The sequence below is a fragment of the Rhizobium sp. P32RR-XVIII genome (genome assembly GCF_012641395.1).
Taxonomy (GTDB): Bacteria; Pseudomonadota; Alphaproteobacteria; order Rhizobiales; family Rhizobiaceae; genus Rhizobium.
This window is the reverse complement of the sequence record NZ_JABAIH010000008.1, coordinates 53,174-74,354: the sequence shown is the minus strand read 5'-3', so window position 1 is coordinate 74,354 and position 21,181 is coordinate 53,174. Positions and strand designations below refer to the sequence as shown.

Below are 21,181 nucleotides of genomic sequence, written 5' to 3'. Positions count from 1 at the left end.
ATGCTGTTCCATGTTGAAATGACTGTCAATCTCCCGCACGACCTTCCCAAGGATGTGGCCGACAACCTCAAGGCAACAGAGAAGGCGAGGGCGCAAGAACTGCAGCGCTCGGGCAAGTGGCGTCACCTCTGGCGGATCGCCGGCCGATACGCGAATGTCAGCATCTTCGACGTCAGCGACACCACGGAGCTGCACGACATTCTTTCCACGCTGCCGCTCTTTCCGTTCATGGCCATCGAGGTCACACCATTGTGCAAGCACCCATCGGCGATCGCAGAGGATTCAAACTGATCGAGACGACGGCCGTCAGCCCCAGGGTTGCCAGCCTGAATGAATACACGGTGGCCCCAACATTTTGTGAGGCTGCCCAGCCACAGGAGGAGAAAATGGCAAAAGGTATCATCGAAAGAAGCGTTATCGAGGATCTGGCAAGTCGTGCCAGCGGGCTCGACATCCAAGGAGGTGACCGGCGCATCAAGGAGATCATGAACCGGCTTCTTGTCGAACTGTTCCAGGCCATCGACGACCTCGACATCAGCATGAATGAAGTCTGGAGTGCCGTCGGCTACCTCGGTGCGGCCGGACGGAGCAACGAACTCGGGCTCATTGCGCCGGGTATCGGACTTGAACATTTCCTCGATCTCCGGCTCGACGAAGCCGAGCGCCGCGCCGGGCTTGCCGGTGGTACGCCGCGGACGATCGAAGGTCCGCTTTATATTGCCGGCGCCCCGATCTGTCACGGAGCCGGGCGCCTCGACGACGGATCGGACGAGGGCGAAGTCCTGTTCATGCAGGGCCAGGTGCGCGACCAGAACGGCAAGCCGGTTCCAGGCGCGATCGTCGACGTCTGGCACGCCAATACCCGCGGGAACTACTCGCATTTTGACCCGCAGCAAGCGCCATACAATCTTCGCCGCCGCATCGAGACCGATGCCCAGGGTCGCTATCAATTCCGTACGATCATGCCGAGCGGGTATTCCACGCCTCCGGGTGGCTCGACCGAGCAGCTTCTGTCCGCGATCGGCCGCCATGGGAACCGCCCGGCGCACATCCACTTCTTCGTCGAAGCCCCAGGTTTCCGCCACCTGACGACGCAGATCAACATCGAAGACGATCCCTACCTCTTCGACGACTTCGCTTTCGGCACGCGTGACGACTTGATCCCCCCAGTCGCCCGCATCAGCGATCCGAAGCTGATGGCCGAAAAGCAGGTGCAGAGCCCCTATGCATCGATCGACTTCGACTTCGTGCTGACGCCGGCTGCGGAAGGCCTGGTCGATACGATCGTCGAACGCGAACGCGTAGTGGCCTAACGTCAGATCAATATCCATGGGAGGCGTCTGAGGAGGCGCCTTGCCAGACGCCATAGGAGGAGAGCCATGCTCGACACGAACGCGAATGATCGCATTGAGGAAAAACTCTACAACGCTGTTGTCGACGATGTAGATGCGGGCACGTATCGGTGCTGCCGCGACATCTTCACGGACCCCGATCTATTTGAGCTCGAAATGGAGCATATCTGGGAGGGAAACTGGATTTATCTTGCTCACGAGAGCCAGATTCCGAACCCAAACGACTATCTAACCGGCTATATCGGGCGTCAGCCAATTGTGATTTCCCGGGATCGGAGCGGCACACTGCACTGCTTCCTGAATGCCTGTTCGCATCGGGGTGCCCAGATCTGCCGCCACAAGCGCGGCAACAAGGCGACATATACTTGTCCGTTCCACGGATGGTCTTTCTCCAACACCGGCAGGCTACTGAAGGCAAAGGACCAGGATGGCGCAGGATATCCGGAACAGTTTAACAAGAACGGCTCCCACGACCTGACCAAGGTTGCCCGGTTCGAGAACTACCGCGGCTTCCTGTTCGGAAGTCTCAACGCTGACGTCCTGCCCCTCGAGGAGCATCTCGGCGAGGCGCGGAAAATCATCGATATGATCGTAGACCAATCGCCCGACGGCCTCGAGGTGCTGCGCGGCAGTTCCACTTATGTCTATGACGGGAATTGGAAGTTGCAGACCGAAAACGGTGCCGATGGCTACCATGTTTCATCTGTGCACTGGAACTACGCTGCCACGACCAACCACCGCAAGGATGCGATCGCCGCTGCCGCTGGCCAGGACGTTACCCGTGCGATGGATGCCGGAAACTGGGCAAAGCAGGGCGGTGGTTTTTATTCCTTCGAGCATGGCCATCTCCTGCTCTGGACACGCTGGAGCAACCCTGAGGATCGGCCGCTGGCAGAGAAGCGTGATGAACTGACGGCGCGCTTCGGCCAAGCTTGGGCGGACTGGATGATCGACCGATCGCGAAATCTCTGCCTCTATCCAAACGTCTATCTGATGGACCAATTCTCCTCACAGATACGGATGTATCGACCGATCGCCGTCGATAAAACGGAGGTGACGATCTACTGCATTGCCCCGAAGGGTGAAAGTGCAGACGCGCGCGCGCGCCGCATTCGTCAGTACGAGGATTTCTTCAACGCAAGTGGCATGGCAACTCCCGATGACCTGGAAGAATTCCGATCCTGCCAGATTGGATATCAGGCGCGTCATGCGGCTTGGAATGATCTTAGCCGAGGTGCGACACATTGGATTGACGGTGCCGACGAAGGCGCGGCTTCCATCGGCTTGAAGCCATTGCTGTCCGGCGCGAAAACCGAGGACGAAGGTCTCTTCGTTATCCAGCATGGTTACTGGAAAGAAGCATTGGTGAAGGCGATCGGGCGCGACCCGTCGCGCTGAATGTTGCGAGGCCAGCAGAGCCGCACCTCGCCGTCATTTCGAAATATCCAGATTGAGCGGGCTGAGGAGCGGTCCGCCGGAGGAGATGTCATGACTATTTCACGCCAGAAGGTCGAGGAATTTCTCTATCGCGAGGCCCGTTATCTTGACGACCGCGACTGGGACAACTGGCTTGCCCTTTATGCACCGCATGTCGAATTCTGGATGCCGGCTTGGGACGATGACGACAAGCTAACCGAGGATCCGGAGTCCGAAATCTCGCTGATGTATTACGCCAGCAAGCAGGGGCTTGAAGATAGAGTGTTCCGGATCCGAACGGATCGGTCGAGCGCGACAAGCCTGCCGGAACCCCGCACGGTGCATCACATCTCAAATGTCGAGATCCTGTCTCAGACCGAAGGTCGCGTCGAGATCCGCTTCAACTGGATGACGCAGAACTTCCGCTACAAGACGACCGACACACACTTTGGCACTACTTTTTATACGCTCGAAGTCGCGGGCGAAGAGATGAAGATCGCCCGAAAGAAGATCGTCCTCGTCAACGATTACATCCATCACGTCATCGACATCTATCACGTCTGAAGTCCGAGGAGGTTCCGACGATGCCCAGGATTGCCCTTAATTTCGAAGACGGCGTTACACGTTTCGTCGAATGCGTCACGAACGAACGCCTGGTCGACGCAGCATATCGCGCGCGGCTCAATATTCCGATGGATTGTCGCGATGGCGTCTGCGGGACCTGCAAATGCCACTGCGAATCCGGCAGCTATGACATGGATTCCTATATTGATGAAGCGCTCACAGAGGACGAAGCGGCGCAGGGCTTTGTGCTTGCCTGCCAGATGCGGCCGCGCAGCGATTGCGTCGTCAACATTCCAGCGACATCGGCGCTATGCAAAAGCGGGGCTCTGACCTTCGCAACCCAGCTCACCGACGTCCGCCGGCTTTCCGATAGCACGATCGGCTTTACACTCGCGCTTGAGGAGCCCGACAGCCTTTCGTTTCTGCCGGGACAATACGTGAAGGTCTCGGTTCCGGGCACGGAGCAAAGCCGGGCATATTCCTTCTCCTCCCGGCTCAATGACGGTCGTATCGATTTCCTGGTTCGCAATATTCCAGGGGGGCTGATGTCCACCTATCTTTCGGAGCAGGCCACGCCTGGCGACCAACTGACGATACACGGGCCGTCCGGTGCCTTTTATCTTCGCGACCTCAATCGCCCGGCGATGTTCCTTGCCGGGGGGACTGGCCTGGCGCCATTCCTCGCCATGCTCGACCACCTGCGCGAAAAGGGCGATTCAACGCCGCCCATCCGATTGCTCTATGGCGTCACCAGGGATGCAGACATGGTCGAGGTCGGCAGGCTCGAGGAGTTCGCCGGGGCACTACCCAACTTCACCTTCGATGTCTGCGTCGCCGATACTGCGAGCACCGCCGACCGCAAAGGCTTCGTTACCGACCATCTCGGACCGGAAGACTTTCATGGTGGCGACACCGATGTTTATCTGTGCGGCCCGCCGCCTATGGTCGAAGCCGTGCGAAAACACTTCGACATAATCGGCATCAAGCCGGCGTCCTTCCATTACGAAAAGTTCAATGCTTCCGAGGCAGCGTGATGAGGTCGGACCGCTTTGCGGAGAGGGTGATGGTTGTGACCGGTGCCGCGCAGGGCATCGGGCGCGAGGTGGCGGTCCGCGCCGCGACCGAGGGCGCGCGCCTCGCTCTTATCGACCGATCTGATCACGTTCACAAGGTTGCAGAGGGCATCGAGGCCGCCGGTGGCACCACGACCGCCATTCTGGGCGACCTGGAGAATTGGGATGGCGCCCAAAGGGCCATTGCCCATGCCGAGCAACACTTCGGCCGCATCGACGTTCTCGTGAACAATGTCGGTGGGGCGATATGGATGCGGCCATTCGAGTATTTTGACGAGCGGCAGATCGAGGCTGAAATCAGGCGTTCGCTGTTTCCGACGCTATGGTGCTGTCGAGCCGTTCTGCCGTCGATGATCAAGTCGGGCCGCGGTGTCATCGTAAACGTCTCGTCTATCGCCACGCGCGGGATCAATCGCGCGCCATATTCGGCGGCAAAGGGAGCCGTTAACGCCCTGACCATTGCGCTTGCCATGGAGAATGCAGAGCGCGGAATCCGGGTGAACGCGATCGCACCAGGCGGCACCGTAGCGCCGCAACGCGTCATACTGCGCAACAACGATGACCAGACGGAAGACGATCGGCGTTGGATGGAAGAGGTCGTGCAGCAGACGACGCAATCCAGCCTGATGAAGCGGTACGGCACGCTTGAAGAGCAGGCGAATGCGATCTTGTTTTTGGCATCGGAGGAGGCGTCCTACGTGACTGGAACCATCCTTCCAGTCGGCGGCGGCGATACCGGATAAATGCCTGAATGCAAACGTCGTTGGCCGAGGAAAATCGGTGAACGGCAAGCCAATCCAAGGGAGGAACTATTATGCAGCGGAGAATTGTCGATGTTCAGGAGGTGTTCGATGCACACCCCCTGTCGAAGTACCAGAAGATCGTGATCGTACTGTGCTTTCTTGTTGCCGCCCTAGACGGCTTTGATACCGCAGCCGTGGGATTTATCGCGCCCATGCTGAAGACTGAATGGGGCGTGTCGCCGGTTGAATTGGCCCCCCTTTTCGCCGCAGGCCTGTTCGGCCTCATGACAGGGGCATTTATCTTCGGACCGCTCTCTGACCGGATCGGCAGAAAGCCGGTACTCCTGGTGACCACCGTGTTCTTCGGCCTCGCCACCTGTGCATCGACCTTTGCGACAGATATCGAGATGCTGACGGCTATGCGCTTCATCACCGGACTTGGTCTTGGCGGGGCGATGCCGGCATCGGTGACAGTCACCGCTGAAATCAGCCCTCAGGCAAGGCGAGCCACCCTCGTGACAATGATGTTCTGCGGTTTCACCATCGGGTCGGCTGCGGCGGGACTTGCCGCTTCGCATATCATGGCCGTTTGGGGCTGGCAGGGGCTTCTTGCCCTTGGCGGCGTGCTGCCCCTCCTGCATTTCCTTCTCCTATGGGCATTGCTGCCTGAATCGCCACGCTATCTCGCACGTCACGGTGCTGCGCCCGACAGGATCGCCGCATTGCTGAAGCGCCTGGTGCCAGCAGCCAATCTTGAACAGACGGAGTTTGCCGTTCCCGTTCGTGCCCCCGGATCGCCAGTCCGGCAGTTGTTCGGACGGGGATTGGCCATGGGCACAATCCTGATCTGGGTGACCTTTTTCATGAGTCTGCTGGTCTTCTATTTGCTATCGAGTTGGTTGCCGCTTCTGATCACGTCCGCCGGGTTCTCCATGGGAAGCGCTTCTGCAATGGGTGCGATGCTTGCTATGGGTGGCACTATCGGCGCCATCGTGATCGGGAGAATGATGGATGCCTTCGAGCCCCACAAGGTATTGGCCGGAGCCTACATCGTGGCTAGTCTTTTTGTTGTCATCCTCGGCCACGCCGTGACGGTGCCTTGGCTCCTCGTCGTCGCGATCTTCGGCGCCGGTTTCGGGGTCGCGGGAGCACAGGTCGGAATCAACGCGCTCGCCGCGGGCTATTATCCGACCGAAAGCCGCGGTACCGGTGTCAGTTGGGCGCATGCGGTGGGTCGTACAGGGTCCATTTTGGGATCGGTGACTGGAGGCGTCCTGCTGTCGCTTGGCTGGGACCTTTCCACAGTCTTCGCCGTTGCCGCGTTATCAGCCCTGGTCGCTGCATTGGCAATGCTTGCAAAGGCGCCGCGATCTACCCGCACAGCCGTCCAATCTTCGCCGTCGAGAGCCGAATGAACGACATGCTCATCGACCTTGACGATCTCACCATGTACCTGCGGGCAGATGGCCCGCAGGACGCACCGGTTCTCTTGATGCTACATTCGCTTGGAACAGATCATGGGGTCTGGGACCCGCAGGCAGAGGTGCTTTCTCAATATTTCCGCGTCCTCCGCCCTGATCTGCGTGGCCATGGCAAGTCCTCTGCTACCTCGGGCCCTTACAGCATCGAGGGTCTGGCTCTGGATATACTGTCCGCGATGCATCGGCTGGGTATCAGGCGTGCGCATGTCGCCGGCCTGTCCATCGGAGGCATGGTCGCTCAGGCCCTGGCGGCGGCTGCACCTGACGTTGTCGCTTCGCTTGTGCTTTCTGACACCGCCACCTCAATTCCCCCTGCTAGTCTCTGGCGAGATCGGGCCAAGACTGTCCGTCTGTCGGGCATGACTGCGATTGTTGATGGCGTTCTTGCCCGCTGGGTAACGCCGGCTTTCCTCGATGCTCCGGAAACCCAGCGGCTCAGGTCAATGCTTCTGAATACGGCACCAGAAGGATATGCATCGGCGGCCGAGGCAATCGCCGATGCGGACCTTTCAACAAAAATTCAAGGGTTGCGAATTCCGGCGTTGATCCTCGTCGGTGATCAGGATACCGCGACCCCGATATCGAGCGCGAAGCAGCTCGCCGACAGCATTCCTGGGGCGGAGTTCAGGCTGATAAAAAACGCTTCCCACATACCGACGTTCGAACGTTCGCAAGACGTTACAAAATTGATCCAGCACTTCCTCTGTGGGCACCTGGAGACGAGGCAAGAAAGTACCTGAAACAAAGTAGATCGCTGCAATGGACCGGGAGAAGATCTGACAAGCAATCGTCCGATTGCTTGTCTTCCACCTTGCTGTGATCGCTACGTGATCATCCTCAGTGTGACGACGGTAAGCGAATATTTGATAGTTGCAGCCATGGCGGGTTGGCGGCGTACATCTCACTGATTAGCTGCTTGACTTGCTTGATCCGTCCATTCGCGTCGGCGCGCCGGTAGCTCATGATGATCGGTGACGTTGCGTTTTCATCCGCGATCATCCTGTAGCAGACATCATCCGGCCTCTGCCTTTGCGAGGCGGCAGGAATGATGCAGAGCCCCATGCCCGCCGCGACCATTCCCAACGCGGCCTGGATTTCTCGAACTTCCTCCACTGAAGCGGGAACGACATCCAACTCGCCAAGGAGGTTCAAGATCTCATCGGCAAAGCTTGGTCGGGGTGTCGAAGGATAGACAATCAGAGGTTCATCCTGCAGCTCGATGAGCGCGATCGGGTCCTTCGGTAGTGATTTTGCATGGCCTTTCGGCAAAGCTACGACCAGTCGCTCTTCACGAAGCGTCAGCCGCTCCACCTCGCGATCGTTGAAGCGCACCCGGCCGAAACCAACGTCGATTCGACCATCCTTCAATGCGGTGACCTGTTCTGTCGACATCATTTCGCTGATCTCTATGTCCAGTTCCGGCCACTGAGCGCGCATGCGTCGGACAAGGTCCGGAATACCACCATAGAGCGTCGAGCCGACGCAGCCGATGACGAACCGTTCACGTTGCGACCGGCCAATTCGCTGGGTTTGTTCCTTGATGTGATCGATATTGACAAGCGTCCTCGTCGCTTGTTGATAGAGAAATCGCCCTGCTTCAGTGAGAGTGAGAGGTCGTTTTGACCTATCGAGGAGATTGACGCCAAGCTCTTCCTCCAGCTGTTGGATCTGACGGCTAAGTGGCGGCTGGGCAATATGCAGTTTGTCCGCGGCGCGCGAAAAATTCTGCTCGCGGGCGACCGCAACAAAATATCGAAGCTGGCGCAGATCCACGCTACTATACCTCCTCGGTATGGAAATCGACCATTATAGTTTTGGACCGGATTTAACGCGAGAGCTAGTGTTCTTCTCCCGAGGGGAGGCGTTTGTTTTTGTCTCAAGCGCACGTGTCGTGTCTCGAATGGTCGCCACCTGCCAAACAAAAATGCCCCGAAAGATATGAGTAAGCGAGGGCGGCTTCGACACCGCCTGCCTAAGCAGGAGATCAGACATGGATACTGGTAAGTCGTCGGAGCGTCGAGAGCTGAGTCGAGTATCAACTGACAGGGGCGCCTCGGAAGCAGCGCTCTGGAGCTGGAGTGCGGTGGAGCTCGCAACGGCGATACGTGAGCGCAAGATCAGTAGCCGTGAGGCCACGCTCAGTGCTCTTGAGAGGGTTGCTTCCGTCAATCCAAAGGTCAATGCAATTGTCGATCTCCTTGCAGATGAGGCGTTGGCTGCAGCCGACATTGCCGATATTGCCATCAAGGAGGGGAGGGCCGTTGGCAGCTTGCATGGCGTGCCGGTGACCATAAAGATCAACGTCGACGTCAAGGGACGCCCGACGACGGAAGGCGTTGTGGCGCATAGGGACAGAATTGCGGAGGACGACAGTTCCGCGGTTCGAAACTGGCGCAAGGCGGGAGCCGTGATCATCGGCCGCACGAACACACCGGCGATGTCATTCCGTTGGTTCACCGAGAATGACCTCCACGGCCGAACCTACAATCCTTGGGACCGGCGCCTTACGCCAGGTGGTTCCAGCGGCGGCGCCGGTTCGGCAGTCGCGGTCGGAATGGGTGCGCTTGCCCACGGAACGGACATCGCCGGCTCTGTTCGCTACCCCGCATATGCGTGTGGCGTCTGCGGAATCCGACCATCATTTGGCAGGACTCCCTCACGCAACCTTCAAGGGGGGCCTATCAGTGCAGCGCTGATGGCCGTCCAAGGCGTGCTCGGCAGGAGCATCACAGACCTTCGACTTGGGCTCGAAGCTCTCTCCGCACCTGATCCTGGAGACCCCTGGTGGACGCCTGCTCCCCTTCACTGGCCCGGCTCGGCGAGCAAGCTGAAAGTCGCATTCTTCTCGCATGCGGAAGGCTACAAGCCGGCCCCATCTGTCGTTGCGGCACTCGAAAGCGCAGCCAAAGCCCTCATGGCTGCAGGCTACATCGTCGAAGAAAAGGAACCGCCGCACTTCGCAGAAGGTGCACAGCTCTGGTCTCGCCTCGTGATCAACGAGCGTCGGCAAGAGCTGAGCGTTGGCATGGAGAAATTTGGAGACGATCGTCTCCGGAATTTCGTTGGAGCATGGCTGAAGGTCACGCCGGAAGCTGATATCTACGACTTCTCACAAGCGATGAAACGCCGTGCTGCGATCGCGGCAGCCTGGGACCTTCTATTTGAGGAATATGCGGCGGTTGTCATGCCAAATTCTTGGGAGCCACCATTCCTGAACGATCGCGATCAGGGTGGGCCGGAGGCGGTGCGAGAGATCCTCCACGCACAGTCCCCGATGCTGCTTCCTGCGGTATTGGGCGTGCCGGGACTTTCAGTTCCGACTGGGGTGCTGGAGGGCGTGCCGACGGGCGTCCAAATAGTTTCACGGCGATTCCGAGAGGATCTATGCTTCGCAATTGGAGAGGTGATCGAGAACGCGCACCCTATGCCGGTACCCATCGATCCCAAAGGCTAGTTCAGCAATTTACTGGGTCGCCGAGTGCTGAGACTACCTTAAAATTTCGATCCCGGTCAGCCTATAACCAGTTCGGTAATGTGATCTCCTTCCAGCCTGATGGACATGGTTCCTTCACCGTTGAAACCATCGCTTCTGACGGCGCCTGACTGGATATCCTTCAACCTTCATCCAAAAGGCGGAGTGGCCCTCATCTTTGATTATGACCGCAGCGACTATAGGTACGTAGAGCGTGAAAATGTGCAGGTTTTCTAAAATGGAAAGCTGATGCAGAATGACGTGCAGCATTCCGTCTCCGGGGCCGGTCAAAAGGGAGAGAGCTATGTCGTCAAGCGAAGAACGGTACCCGCAGCTCAATCATGCGCGGCGTCATTCCTCGGTCTGGCTGCTCTGCTACGGTTGCCAGAGTTGCGGCGATGGGTGCTCTTGCGGCGACGATATTTCCTTCGTTCAGCGCTCAAGCCCAGCAGGGTGGCAATCAGGGCGGCAACCAGCAGGGAGGTAATCAGGGCGGCGATCAGCAGGGCGACGGTCGCGGCGGTTCCAGGTGCTTTCTCCGTGGCACCTCTGTTCTGACCCCGACAGGTGAGATTTGCGTCGAGGATCTTCAGATCGGCGATCTTGTCGAAACCGTGCGGGGCAAAGCCATGTCGGTGAAGTGGATCGGTCGTAACCTCTACAAGCGAAGCGGCCCATTCTGGAATCCCGACATCGCGCCGATCCGTATCTCGCGGTATGCGCGGGACGATCGGACCCCTCACAGGGATCTTTATCTTTCCCCCGGGCATGCTCTGTTCATCGATGGCGTCCTCATCCTGGCGAAGGATCTCGTCAATGGGACCTCCGTTGCGTCGGCCCCTCCTGCCGACGGGGAGGTGATCGAATATTTCCACGTGGTGCTCGAAAGCCATGAAGTGATCCTCGCCGAAGGAGCGCCTCCCGAGAGTTTCCTTCTCTGGGTGCACGGATCGGAAGTTTTCGGATTGGGGTCTGGCGAAGTTGCCGTCTATGCAGTGGTTGACGTGTGACGGACGGATTTCGAGCGTGCACATGCCAACATGCGATTGAGGACAGCGCAGCCGATGGCGACCTCGTTCTGTTGCGCTTGGAAAGAACGCGCCCGCAGGCGGCGGCCGATGATGGATTTGTATCTGCCGATGGCGGTTTCGACCAGTGAACGCTTGCCGTAACCGGTGGCGGTTTGCCACTTCATCCGGCCGTTTGTGTTGATCGCGACGATATGACGGTCCCGCTGGCTCGAGGGTTCTATTTTCGACCGAGCGACGGCATTGGCGCGGGGCGGAATCACGATTGCCGCATTGGCGCTGTGGTTGTTGACGGCGTCATATGTCGGTTTGCAGTCATAGGCGCCATCAGCGGTAAACTGGCGGATCGGGACGTCGATCTGGTCGAGCAGCGGCTCCACCTGTGAGGTGTCGCCGGCATCCTGGTCAGTCAAGACGTGTGCGATGATTTCGCCGTTATCGGCATCCAGCGCAAGATGCAGTTTCCGCCAACCTCGCCGCGACCTGGCACCGTGCTTTTCCCTCAGCCATTGGCCGGCGCCGTAGATTTCAAGCCCGGAGCTGTCGATGAGAACGTGCACAGGTCCTTCTGCTGAAATCGAGCGGCATTGCCATCTGTCAGACGATCGCCTTGTCCGTGCCCGTCGGCTCAATGTCGTGTGATCGGGCACAGCGATATCCAGTCCGGAGGCCAGAAAGCCCTCCGTCTGGCGCAGCCGCAGACCGAACACCATCCCGAGCGTCAAAGTGGTCTCGATCGCCAGATCGGAATAACGCTGCTGGCCGCCGCGGCTCGTACGCTTTGGCGCTTGCCACTGCGACAGAGCTTCCGCGGTCATCCACAGCGTCAGGCTGCCGCGTCGGCGAAGGCCGGCCTCATACTCACGCCAGTTCGCCACCTTGAACTTCATCTTCCCGATACGTTGGCGGCCGTTGGCATTCTGTTTAAATGGCATCGCTGTGACAGTCGGCTATTTCGATCCCAGACCGATTACAACACGACCGATAAACGATCCATGCACCAATGCCAACCGCATATCAACGGCATCACCACGTGGGGCTTGAAGTGAGCGGCCACCTTACGAAATCTACCGAGTTCCCTGAACGAGATTAGAAGGAAACGAAGCGATATGAGCGATCACGTGTACAAAAAGGTAGAACTCGTAGGCAGCTCGAAAGTGTCCGTCACCGAAGCGATCGAGACGGCGATCGCGCGAGCGTCGAAGACGATGCGCAACCTCGATTGGTTCGAAGTCGACCAGGTCAGGGGGCATATCAAGGACGGCGCTGTCGAATACTACCAGGTGGTGATGAAAGTCGGATTCAGAATTGACGGCTAACGCGAGCAGTACGCCGACTGCAGAGGCGACCATTTCAGCGATCGATCGCGCAACCGAAAGACGGAGTGGATTCAATCCGGCTTATCTGGCGTAATGCGCCGATGGCAAAGCCTCCGCATTCTCAGCCACTCGTTACGTCTGGGGAACCATTCCGCTGCAGGTCCCGCAGACCGCGCGTTCCGTCGCAACCACGTCTTCCACTCGATCCCATGAAGCACACCCTTTTAAGCGGCTGCGCTCCTGGACATTGCAGTCGGCCTTGGATCAGGGACAGCTCGTCGTCAGTTGCGACTACTGTCGCATGACCCATCGCTACCTTCCTGCGGACCTGCTGACGTTCTCGGGCGACTAACGCTCGATCGTCTGCTCGGCCGGTTTCGGTGCGAGACGTGCGGCAAAAAGCATTACCTGCGCATGACGTTGCACTTTCCCCACGGGAGCGAATATGGAGCACTGGCGGTGAGGCGGCTCAAGAATGTCAGGACGATCAGAATTCCAGTCTGGGTCGACGACGTCCTAAGATGACCCGCCGACTTCATCGCTCTTACATAGTAAGTATGCTATTGATGCGCCGAGAGGTGGGTCATGGTCCTCACGCTCATCGCCGAACTTCGGCTTGTACGAGCTCGCGTGCAGCCGCTGGAAAAGCATGGAAAGCTCCGGATTTCCCGCCAGAGTGCTTATCGCGCCTAGTTGTCCGCCCTGACGGCAGAAAACTGCGCAACTAGGTACCAACTGCCACCAAACTCGGGTCGCCTAGGCGCATATAGAGACCTTATCCCTCCAGCATACGTGCGAGCATATGTCTGATATGGTCCTGCGCGCCGTAGAAAATTGCAGCAATAATGATCCTGCGACTACTTTCTACCGGCGAGAACCAGATCGCCGCCTTGTTTCGCCGAAGAAACCGAATTCCAGGGTAAAGGTCGGCCCGCAATGTCCCGATATAAGGCGTATCGACGAAACGATCGATTTCGAGACGCAATTTACGGATTCGTTCAGCGGTACGCTCCAAAGCCTCGTCCGGCGAGTCTCCGAGTTCGACATAGGAGTCGAAAAGATGATCGAAAATCAACTCAAAATCGCGTTCGGCATCCTCGGAATATTCAAGCGTCCACACGAACAGCCCGTCGCTTCCGCTCGATCATTGTCTCGACGCGGCTTTCCATTTCCGTCGTGGAAATCATCGGGCCTTTCAAACGCCGCTGGACCAATTCGCGAAGCGCTGCCGTTTCGACGGTCTCAGTTTCCGTTTTTTGGCGGAGGAGTTCCAAGCCCTGCTGAAGAACGGAACTCATGCTGGAATACCGGCCGCTCTCCACCAGCGAACGGGCAAACGCGTCCTGCTGGTCGGTCAGCGAGATCGACGATTTAACACTCATCGGTTTATCTCCATTGAGCCGAGTTTGCTACTCAGTAGCACACTTGTCAATCTGCCGGAACCCCTCCCTCTATTCGTCATGAAGGTGACGGCCATAGGCCGAACTCCGTTGATGATGTTGTAATAGCTATTTTAATTCGAACACCTAGGCCGCTATTGGTGGTCTTTGCTACCTAATGCCGGAAAACTGTTTGTGGCTGGACCGTCTCATCGGATATATGACGACATTTGCTGCCGAAACCGCACAGATGGACGATCCGAGTTTCTCGGCATCATGTAGCCGACGCACGTCAGGGTGCCCGTCTGCAAAGCTCGCAACCGGCTAGAACGTGGGGCATGAGCACAAGACTGGCCCGCACCGACACCTTCGAGCACACGATCTCAGGACTTCTGAAGAAGCGAGCTGACCTATTCGGCGAGGCAGAGCTCCGGCGCGACCGCATGGCGGAGATCAGGAACGACATCCGCGCGATAGACAGGGTGTTGCAGTCCCTGGACTACGCTGGCACCTCGCCGCCGCGATGCCTCGTCAGAACCGGGACGTCATCTTCGGACGCGGGAAGCTGACGTGCGCCATCCTGCCAGAGCTTCGGGACAGCGACAGTCCTTTGTCCAGCAGGGAGATAGCGCAGAGCATCGTGGTGCTGCGCGGCGACGATGCCAAGGATCGGAAATACGTCTCCGATCCGGTGAAGCGTGTATCGAAGGCACTCCAGCGCGACGAGGGAAACGTCCGATACGCAACGGATGACAGAGGCAATCAGGTCTGGGCGAGAAGAACACGGTAGGCCGTTCTCAGCGCAAGCGACAGCTTTGCGCCAAAAGTCACCGTGGCGCAGCACGTCGCACCCAGCCGCGCTTGTCACTGGCTCATGCCAGTGGTCAGGTTCTGACACAGTTTTTCCTGTCTATGGTTGAGTTCGTTGTTGGACGTCGGTCTGAGGATTACCACTGTTTTCCTGTTTAGTGCGCCCGGTGGATCACTACGACGGCCTGTTGCTGATGCGCGCGTAGGTTTATAGGCCATCCGCCACTCACTTGCACCGAGCTGTCAAGTGGATCATAATTTCACCGTGAGATTGGCGGTAGGCAGGCGGTTGTTGCTGTTCACGACCGCCCGATAGTTCGACGGCTGACAGCGGATCATCTTGACTGCCCCCCAACCGCAATCCGGGACAAGTTGCATCGATGGGAGGACCAACCATGAAGCCGCGATTCTTCATCGCGCGCCGTATCGGCGTGCTTATGTTCTCACTGTGTGCTTTCGGGCTGATGACGTCAGCCTCAATGTCGGCAGATGGACAAATTCGTCATCGATCCGGTGGTTGAGAAAAAGGTGAAGGAACTGCCTTCCGGACCGTTGTACTGGCGGCTGGAAAATTTCCCAACGCTGACACAGGCCCAGGCCGCTGCGGGTCCGACCTCGCTGGCGGCGGACGTCGCAGGCAAGGTCTGGCTGTTCACGCTCGGACCAAAGGAGGGCTCTACGCCCGGCGGAACCGAGGTCGTCGAGATCGGACCCCTCCCGTCGATCGGCGCAACCGAGTATTTGCTGCGCGTCAACCGCGCCGGTGGAGCGCTCGGCGTGAAGTCGGCGATCCATACACATCCCGGATCGGAGGCCTTTTATGTGCTGACAGGCAAGGTCGGCCAGAGAACACCCCACGGGGTGACCCAATGATCGGACACGGGGCCGACACGCCGATGGAGGTGTTCAGCGCCGGCACGACCGATCTCGATCAGATGGCCATTTTCGTGGTGGACGCCAATCGGCCGTTCTCGTCGCCGGCCAAGCTCGACTAGGGGGCTTACGTATCACCGGCCGCGCATGTTTGGTGCTAACTGAGACGGCAAGACTCCAGAAATTTGGATTTTCGCCGACAGGCATCACGGTCGGCTCAATCACAGGTTTCGGGAGGGAAGTCGGTCCGTCAACTCGTCTAGAGCGGTTCTTGTTCTTTCGGAATCGGCATAGGATTCCCAAATCTGAGGCACGTTTCCAGGAAGACCGACGGGGGTGGCGGACGCTCGAGACACGCGGCGATCCGCTCACCCGTCATGGCGGAAGGCAGCATAGGGCAGCCGCGACAATCGCCGCGGCGTGGACACTCGGCCGGGACGCCGGCCTCGCCGTTCGGTTTGCACATGGTTCTTCTCCGGAAATTCTCCTCGATGCCGCGGACGGAGCCTCGATCCTCCGTGCGCAGCAGCCTTCTCAGGCCGCCAGCTTCAGCGCGTCGGCAAGCTTAGCAAAGTCGCTGGCCGAAAGCCCCGGACGGACGGCGAAGTCGATGACCGCCTGGAAGATTTCCGGCGGCGCATCCTTCTTCATGGCGCCGAGAAGTGCAGCACGCTCCGCCGGATTGATCGCCGGGATCATGATGCGCATGAAGGCCATGCTCTTCTCCGGTGGCAGGGAGCCGATGATGCGCATCTCGATGCCGAGGATTTCCTGGTCGTTGAAATTGCGCCACAGCAGAGGGCCGGTCACCGCCTCCTCCTCATGCATATGCGCGAAGTCGTCGGCGATATAGGCGGCAAAGGCCAGATAAAGCTTGCGGCCGCAGGCGGCCTTGTGCAGCGGCCAGGCGTTTTCCCAGGCGACAATCAGCTCGTCCAGCTCACGGAAGGCGGTGCGGTGGTCGTCGTGCTGCTCGTCCAGCGTGACGGTCGAGACGCCCTTGTCGGCCAGCGCCGTGTGGATGTTGTCGTCTTCGTGAGTGACGTGGGAGGCGGCAAGCATCAGGTAATGGCGCAGGTCGCCGATCAGGAAGACCGTCTCCTCGACATTCTGGAAATCGGCCGTGCCGAGGCGTCCGAGCAGGTCGCAGCCTGCCTTGCGCAGGCCCTTGTGTATCGCGCCGTAAATGTCGTAGCGGCCGTTGAGATCGGGGATGCTGGCAAGCGAGAATTCATGGCTCATGGTGGTTTTCCTCTCGTTGGCCGGCGCCTCTTCCTGTGCGCCGGGCTGATGACCGGGAGATAACCGAGGCCTTTGCGAGGTGCTTCCTAAAACCATCCTAAGCAATTGGAACGATTGCTAAGAATATCCTAACTAATTATCATCGCCTGATCTCGGGGAGAAAAAGCATTGCTGGGGCCGGAACTCGTGGACTTCATAGAAAGTCCCGTCATGACACTGTTTGCGACGCGCGACGAAGCCGGCCGGCCGATGATTGGCCGCGGCTCCGGCGTGCGCGTCGACCGGCAGAGCGGGCATCTGCACTTTCTCGCCTCCCGTTGCCAATGGCCGAAGGCCGTGGGCGAGGCGCTGCCCGGCCGGCCGATTGCCACGACCTACGTGCGGGCCTCCGACTATAAAGCCTGCCAGATCAAGGGCCGGGTCTTGGCGGTGGGGCCGGCGGATGCCGCCGGCCGGGCGCTGGGTCAGGCCTATGTCGCAGAACAGTTGGCGCGGATGCTGGCGCTCGGGGTCACCCGCATGCAGCTCTCCGGCACGCTGTCGGACGAGGACCTCATCTGCCTGACGATCGAGCCGCAAGCGATCTTCGAGCAGACGCCGGGGCCGGGCGCCGGACGCAGGCTGACGCCGGAAGTCGCCGCATGATCCCGCTCGAAAGCCTGCGGGACAGCTTCGAGGGCGTCATTCCTTCCGTCATCGCCACCACCGATGCGGACGGAATGCCCAATATTTCCTATCTCTCGCACGTGCATTACGTCGACGAGACGCATGTGGCGCTCTCCAACCAGTTTTTCTCCAAGACCGCCACCAATGTGGCGCGCAACGGGCTTGCGACCGTGATGGTGGTCGACGGCTATAGCGGCCAGCAACACGTGCTCGACCTGGCGTTCGAGCGCTCCGAAACGGAGGGCGAGACATTCGAGCGGGTGGCGATCCATCTGGCGATCCTGGAAAGCCGGATGAGCGGGATCATGAAGTTGCGCGCCGTCGACATCTACCGGGTGGAGGACTGTCGGGCCGTGCCAGCCGCCAATCCGCTGGTCGAGCCCGAGCCGCTCTTTCTGCCCGACCTGATGGGCAAGGTGGCGCGGCTGACGGCACGGATGTCGGATTGCAGCGATCCGGAAACACTGCTCGACGTGACGCTCGAGGGCCTCGGCGAGCTCTTCGGCTACCACCATTCCATGGTGCTGGTGCCGGACGGCGAGCGCGGCGGGCTGACGACGATCGCCAGCCGCGGCTACGACCAGTTCGGCTTCGGTGCCGAGGTTCCGGCCGGACGCGGTATTATCGGGCTTGCGGCCGAGCGACGGCGTAATGTGCGGATCACGGACCTCAGTCGCGGCCAGCGCTACATCCAGGCGGTGCGGGCCATGGCAGGCGTCGAGGATGCGACGCCGATCGCGCTTCCGGCGCTCGACAAGCCGCTCAGCCAGATCGCGCTGCCGCTTGTCGCGCGGGGCAGGCTCGTTGGCGTGCTGTTTTCGGAATCGACCGAGCGGTTTACCTTCCGCCATCGCGACGAAGAGGTGCTGATCGTGATCGCAGCGCATCTGGCAACCGCGCTCTTCTTCCTTTCCGAGGAACGCGAGCGGGCGGAGCCGAACGGGCGCGAGAAGGCGGAGGCCCCGGCCGACCAGACCGGTAGCGTGCCCGCCGGCCGGCGCATCGCCGTGCGCTTCTATCCGCGCGACGGCTCGCTGTTCGTCGACGACGACTATCTCATCCGCGGCGTGCCGGGGCGGCTGCTCCTCCACTTCCTCGAAGACTATGCGCGCACCGGCAAGCGGGACTTTCTGAACCGTGAGATACGCCGCGACCGGCGCCTGCAACTGCCTGACTTCAAGGACAATCTGGAGACCCGGCTGATCTTGCTGCGCCGGCGACTGGAGGAAAAGGCGGGCCCGATCATGCTCGAGCGCGCCGACCGCGGCCGCTTGCGGCTCACCCTTGCCGGCCGTCCCGAGATTGAGTTGGTGGAAGACTGACCGCGGCGGGTTTCCCTTCCTGACTACAGGGCCGACGGAGAATCACATAATTCCTGATTATGAAGCCAGGCTCCAAATAAAATTTCACCACGGCGCCCTAGGTTGCGACAAGCTCACTGCGCCCTGCGTCTTCGACGGTCCCATCCGCATGACCACGACGACCCGACGTTTACCGTTCTGGTTCTTCGCAAGGCGCCTGTCCCGGCGATTTTTGGAATAGTTCGCAGGCTTTATGTAGCCTCCGAAATACCTGCCATCGACTTCCACGGCCCCCGAGGCCTCCCTGTCGACGGCGTCGAGTCCGATCGCCTCCCGGATTTTGTGGCAGAGCACGAAGGCGGTCTTGTACTGGCGGTCGAGGTCTCGAGACATCTGTAGTGCCGAGTAGCCCTTGGCACCGTTTACCCACAACGCGACGGCAATCAGATACATCCGGATCGGCAGCTTATGGCTGCGAGGATGGTCTTGCTTGTCACGCTGAACTGCTTCAGACACGCCTTGCGGGAGAAGATGCGGCCGGTTTTGTACTTGTAGACCGCGCGCCGCACTGGCAATGGGGACAGACGGGGTCACCCCCCGTCTCGCTCCATCTGATCGACTGGAACTGGTCGTGGGCCTCGTCGCCGCTCAGCCTGGCGACCTTGAGAACTGAAAGTGTTCTTGCCTCAGCGGATAGTAGAAAGTGCTGCCCGTGCGTATTGCCCATTGATGCGCCCCTGTTTTGGAGCGCTGAGACTCTGGGCTGCGAAATTTGGCAGGCACTTTCCCAACGACATCCGGAGGCGCTCAGCCGGAAAGCTCGGCGACAAATGGTACGTCGATGAGGTCGTCATCACCGTTCAAGGAAAGAAACACTGGCTTTGGCGGGCCGTGGATCAGGAGGGCTTTGTTCTCGACGTTCTGGTGCAAAGCCGCCGCAATGCCAAGGCCGCACAAGGGCCTCAACACTCGGGCGGAGAATTCCCATCAGCCGGTCCGACGACGCGAGAAGATCATGACGCGCTTCAAGTCAGCGCGGCACCTCCAGCGTTTCGTGTCCATCCACGAACCGGTCGCCAACTTGTTCCACATTCCCCGACACGACATTTCATCTGTCCATCATCGCGAACTGCGAGCAATTGCCATGCAAATGTGGAGTGCAATCGCGCGCATCGAAGCCGCCTGAGCCAATGCCATCCTCCATGATTCTGGCCGGGTAACTTTACAGTGCCGCGACTAGTGCCGCGGAACATCTTGTACAACGTGGCGACAGAACAGCACGACACAGATTCCCGGACGCGGCGATCGGCCCGCCGGCACCGTCAGCGCCAACCGAGCGCGGGTGCCACATGCTTCAGGATCGCCTCGATCACATGGACGTTATAATCGACGCCGAGCTGGTTGGGGACGGTGAGCAACAGCGTATCGGCTTCGGCAATGGCTTCGTCCTCGGCCAGTTGCTTGATCAATGCATTGGGCTCGGCCGCGTAGGAACGGCCGAAGATCGCTTTCGTACTGGCGTCGATGTAGCCGATCGTGTCCTCCTCCTTGCCACCCCGGCCAAAATAGGCACGGTCGCGATCGTCCACGAGGGCAAAGATACTGCGGCTGACTGACACGCGTGGTGTGCGGCTGTGGCCGGCGTCCTTCCAGGCGTTCCGGTACGCGCGGATCTGCGCCGCCTGTTGCACATGGAACGGCTCGCCTGTCTCGTCGTTCTTCAATGTCGAGCTCTGCAGATTCATGCCGAGCTTGGCCGCCCAAATGGCGGTTGCGTTCGAGCCTGCGCCCCACCAAATGCGCTCGCGCAACCCTTCTGAGTAGGGCTCAAGCCGGAGCAAACCAGGAGGATTGGGAAACATCGGGTGCGGGTTTGGCTGGGCGAAGCCGTCACCTTTTAGCATTTCCAAGAATACCTCGGCATGGCGGCGGCCCATGTCGGCATCAGTCGTGCCCTCCTCAGGCTGGTAGCCGAAATAGCGCCAACCGTCGATGACCTGTTCGGGAGAGCCACGGCTAATGCCGAGTTGCAGGCGGCCGCCGGCGAGGAGATCGGCGGCGCCGGCATCTTCTGCCATGTAGAGAGGATTCTCGTAACGCATGTCGATAACCGCCGTACCGATCTCCATCTTCTTGGTCTTCGCGCCGACAGCGGCCAGCAGGGGGAAGGGGGAAGCAAGCTGCCGCGCAAAGTGGTGGACGCGGAAATAGGCCCCATCGGCGCCGAGTTCCTCGGCCGCGACGGCGAGATCAATAGATTGGAGCAACGCATCGCCCGCGGCGCGCGTTTGCGACTGGGGTGAGGGAGTCCAATGGCCGAAGGACAGGAAGCCAATTTTCTTCATAGTTTTGCGCCTTGAGCCGTTCTCGTTTGTTGCTTTGATTGCATAAGATGACGTGCGACAATAGTCATCAAAGGCCGTTGAACGTATTTTCTGATAAACCAATTGCAGCAAACCGAC

General features: G+C 59.4%; 22 protein-coding genes and 2 pseudogenes. 17 read left to right on the top strand and 7 right to left on the bottom strand.

What is annotated here, in order from left to right:
* The 8 genes from catC to pcaD all read left to right on the top strand — a co-directional run bounded on the left by catC (nucleotide 1) and on the right by pcaD (nucleotide 7,369).
* Nucleotides 1-291 (top strand): muconolactone Delta-isomerase, encoded by a 291-nt coding sequence (gene catC / locus HGP14_RS21860; protein ID WP_168831988.1) that lies wholly within the window; start codon nucleotides 1-3, stop codon nucleotides 289-291.
* A gap of 95 nt (nucleotides 292-386) precedes the next feature.
* Entirely contained in the window at nucleotides 387-1,313 is a 927-nt protein-coding gene (catA, locus tag HGP14_RS21855) for a catechol 1,2-dioxygenase (protein WP_168831987.1), read from the top strand.
* 66 nt (nucleotides 1,314-1,379) lie between these two features.
* The gene (benA, locus tag HGP14_RS21850) at nucleotides 1,380-2,750 is read left to right on the top strand and encodes a benzoate 1,2-dioxygenase large subunit (protein ID WP_168831986.1); all 1,371 of its coding nucleotides are present in this window, start codon (nucleotides 1,380-1,382) and stop codon (nucleotides 2,748-2,750) included.
* A 90-nt stretch (nucleotides 2,751-2,840) separates the two neighbouring features.
* Nucleotides 2,841-3,332 carry a benzoate 1,2-dioxygenase small subunit gene (gene benB, locus HGP14_RS21845; protein ID WP_168831985.1) on the top strand — a complete coding sequence of 164 codons (492 nt, stop codon included), beginning with the start codon at nucleotides 2,841-2,843 and terminating at the stop codon, nucleotides 3,330-3,332.
* Nucleotides 3,333-3,352: 20 nt separating this feature from the next.
* Nucleotides 3,353-4,366, top strand: a complete 1,014-nt coding sequence (gene benC / locus HGP14_RS21840; protein ID WP_168831984.1) for a benzoate 1,2-dioxygenase electron transfer component BenC — start codon at nucleotides 3,353-3,355, stop codon at nucleotides 4,364-4,366.
* A complete protein-coding gene (gene benD / locus HGP14_RS21835; RefSeq protein WP_168831983.1) occupies nucleotides 4,366-5,148 on the top strand; it encodes a benzoate diol dehydrogenase BenD in 783 nt (260 codons plus the stop codon). Before benC ends, benD begins: the two co-directional genes overlap by 1 nt.
* 71 nt (nucleotides 5,149-5,219) lie before the next feature.
* Nucleotides 5,220-6,563: an MFS transporter gene (locus tag HGP14_RS21830; RefSeq protein WP_168831982.1), complete on the top strand. Its 1,344-nt coding sequence runs from the start codon at nucleotides 5,220-5,222 to the stop codon at nucleotides 6,561-6,563.
* Entirely contained in the window at nucleotides 6,560-7,369 is an 810-nt protein-coding gene (gene pcaD, locus HGP14_RS21825; protein ID WP_168831981.1) for a 3-oxoadipate enol-lactonase, read from the top strand. The genes HGP14_RS21830 and pcaD overlap by 4 nt, the downstream gene beginning before the upstream one ends.
* Before the next feature lie 97 nt (nucleotides 7,370-7,466).
* On the opposite strand, the gene HGP14_RS21820 is transcribed toward pcaD, so the two are convergent.
* Entirely contained in the window at nucleotides 7,467-8,402 is a 936-nt protein-coding gene (locus HGP14_RS21820; protein WP_168831980.1) for a LysR family transcriptional regulator, read from the bottom strand.
* A 217-nt stretch (nucleotides 8,403-8,619) separates the two neighbouring features.
* On the opposite strand from HGP14_RS21820, the gene HGP14_RS21815 reads away from it, so the two are divergent.
* Together HGP14_RS21815 and HGP14_RS21810 are read left to right on the top strand one after the other, a co-directional pair.
* Nucleotides 8,620-10,083 carry an amidase gene (locus HGP14_RS21815; protein ID WP_168831979.1) on the top strand — a complete coding sequence of 488 codons (1,464 nt, stop codon included), beginning with the start codon at nucleotides 8,620-8,622 and terminating at the stop codon, nucleotides 10,081-10,083.
* Nucleotides 10,084-10,499: 416 nt separating this feature from the next.
* The gene (locus HGP14_RS21810) at nucleotides 10,500-11,111 is read left to right on the top strand and encodes a Hint domain-containing protein (protein WP_168831978.1); all 612 of its coding nucleotides are present in this window, start codon (nucleotides 10,500-10,502) and stop codon (nucleotides 11,109-11,111) included.
* Here the strand turns inward: HGP14_RS21810 and HGP14_RS21805 are convergent.
* Nucleotides 11,090-12,064 (bottom strand): IS5 family transposase, encoded by a 975-nt coding sequence (locus tag HGP14_RS21805; RefSeq protein WP_168831977.1) that lies wholly within the window; start codon nucleotides 12,062-12,064, stop codon nucleotides 11,090-11,092. The genes HGP14_RS21810 and HGP14_RS21805 overlap by 22 nt on opposite strands.
* 174 nt (nucleotides 12,065-12,238) lie before the next feature.
* Here HGP14_RS21805 and HGP14_RS21800 point away from each other — a divergent pair, with 174 nt between their 5' ends.
* Nucleotides 12,239-12,448 (top strand): dodecin, encoded by a 210-nt coding sequence (locus tag HGP14_RS21800; protein ID WP_168831976.1) that lies wholly within the window; start codon nucleotides 12,239-12,241, stop codon nucleotides 12,446-12,448.
* 775 nt (nucleotides 12,449-13,223) lie between these two features.
* Here the strand turns inward: HGP14_RS21800 and HGP14_RS21795 are convergent.
* Nucleotides 13,224-13,574, bottom strand: a complete 351-nt coding sequence (locus HGP14_RS21795) for a type II toxin-antitoxin system RelE/ParE family toxin (RefSeq protein ID WP_205927290.1) — start codon at nucleotides 13,572-13,574, stop codon at nucleotides 13,224-13,226.
* Nucleotides 13,555-13,830: a type II toxin-antitoxin system ParD family antitoxin gene (locus HGP14_RS21790; protein WP_168831974.1), complete on the bottom strand. Its 276-nt coding sequence runs from the start codon at nucleotides 13,828-13,830 to the stop codon at nucleotides 13,555-13,557. The genes HGP14_RS21795 and HGP14_RS21790 overlap by 20 nt, the downstream gene beginning before the upstream one ends.
* 335 nt (nucleotides 13,831-14,165) lie before the next feature.
* Here HGP14_RS21790 and HGP14_RS35600 point away from each other — a divergent pair, with 335 nt between their 5' ends.
* From HGP14_RS35600 to HGP14_RS36265, 3 genes are all read left to right on the top strand, one after another.
* Nucleotides 14,166-14,396 carry a hypothetical protein gene (locus HGP14_RS35600; RefSeq protein WP_246704532.1) on the top strand — a complete coding sequence of 77 codons (231 nt, stop codon included), beginning with the start codon at nucleotides 14,166-14,168 and terminating at the stop codon, nucleotides 14,394-14,396.
* 730 nt (nucleotides 14,397-15,126) lie between these two features.
* Nucleotides 15,127-15,510, top strand: a complete 384-nt coding sequence (locus tag HGP14_RS35595; protein ID WP_246704531.1) for a hypothetical protein — start codon at nucleotides 15,127-15,129, stop codon at nucleotides 15,508-15,510.
* The gene (locus HGP14_RS36265) at nucleotides 15,507-15,632 is read left to right on the top strand and encodes a hypothetical protein (protein ID WP_281408111.1); all 126 of its coding nucleotides are present in this window, start codon (nucleotides 15,507-15,509) and stop codon (nucleotides 15,630-15,632) included. The genes HGP14_RS35595 and HGP14_RS36265 overlap by 4 nt, the downstream gene beginning before the upstream one ends.
* 412 nt (nucleotides 15,633-16,044) lie before the next feature.
* Here the strand turns inward: HGP14_RS36265 and HGP14_RS21775 are convergent, their stop codons facing one another.
* Entirely contained in the window at nucleotides 16,045-16,752 is a 708-nt protein-coding gene (locus HGP14_RS21775; RefSeq protein ID WP_168831973.1) for a hypothetical protein, read from the bottom strand.
* A 168-nt stretch (nucleotides 16,753-16,920) separates the two neighbouring features.
* On the opposite strand from HGP14_RS21775, the gene HGP14_RS21770 reads away from it, so the two are divergent.
* Both HGP14_RS21770 and HGP14_RS21765 read left to right on the top strand, forming a co-directional pair.
* Nucleotides 16,921-17,397: a hypothetical protein gene (locus HGP14_RS21770; protein ID WP_168831972.1), complete on the top strand. Its 477-nt coding sequence runs from the start codon at nucleotides 16,921-16,923 to the stop codon at nucleotides 17,395-17,397.
* Nucleotides 17,394-18,740, top strand: a complete 1,347-nt coding sequence (locus HGP14_RS21765) for a GAF domain-containing protein (RefSeq protein WP_168831971.1) — start codon at nucleotides 17,394-17,396, stop codon at nucleotides 18,738-18,740. Before HGP14_RS21770 ends, HGP14_RS21765 begins: the two co-directional genes overlap by 4 nt.
* A 126-nt stretch (nucleotides 18,741-18,866) precedes the next feature.
* On the opposite strand, the pseudogene HGP14_RS35590 reads toward HGP14_RS21765, so the two are convergent.
* Nucleotides 18,867-19,446, bottom strand: a pseudogene (locus tag HGP14_RS35590) (transposase); the annotation flags it as partial.
* A gap of 23 nt (nucleotides 19,447-19,469) precedes the next feature.
* Here HGP14_RS35590 and HGP14_RS21755 point away from each other — a divergent pair.
* Nucleotides 19,470-19,905, top strand: a pseudogene (locus HGP14_RS21755) (DDE-type integrase/transposase/recombinase); the annotation flags it as partial.
* 136 nt (nucleotides 19,906-20,041) lie between these two features.
* On the opposite strand, the gene HGP14_RS21750 reads toward HGP14_RS21755, so the two are convergent.
* Entirely contained in the window at nucleotides 20,042-21,064 is a 1,023-nt protein-coding gene (locus tag HGP14_RS21750; RefSeq protein ID WP_168832184.1) for an LLM class flavin-dependent oxidoreductase, read from the bottom strand.
* Nucleotides 21,065-21,181: the final 117 nt, after the last annotated feature.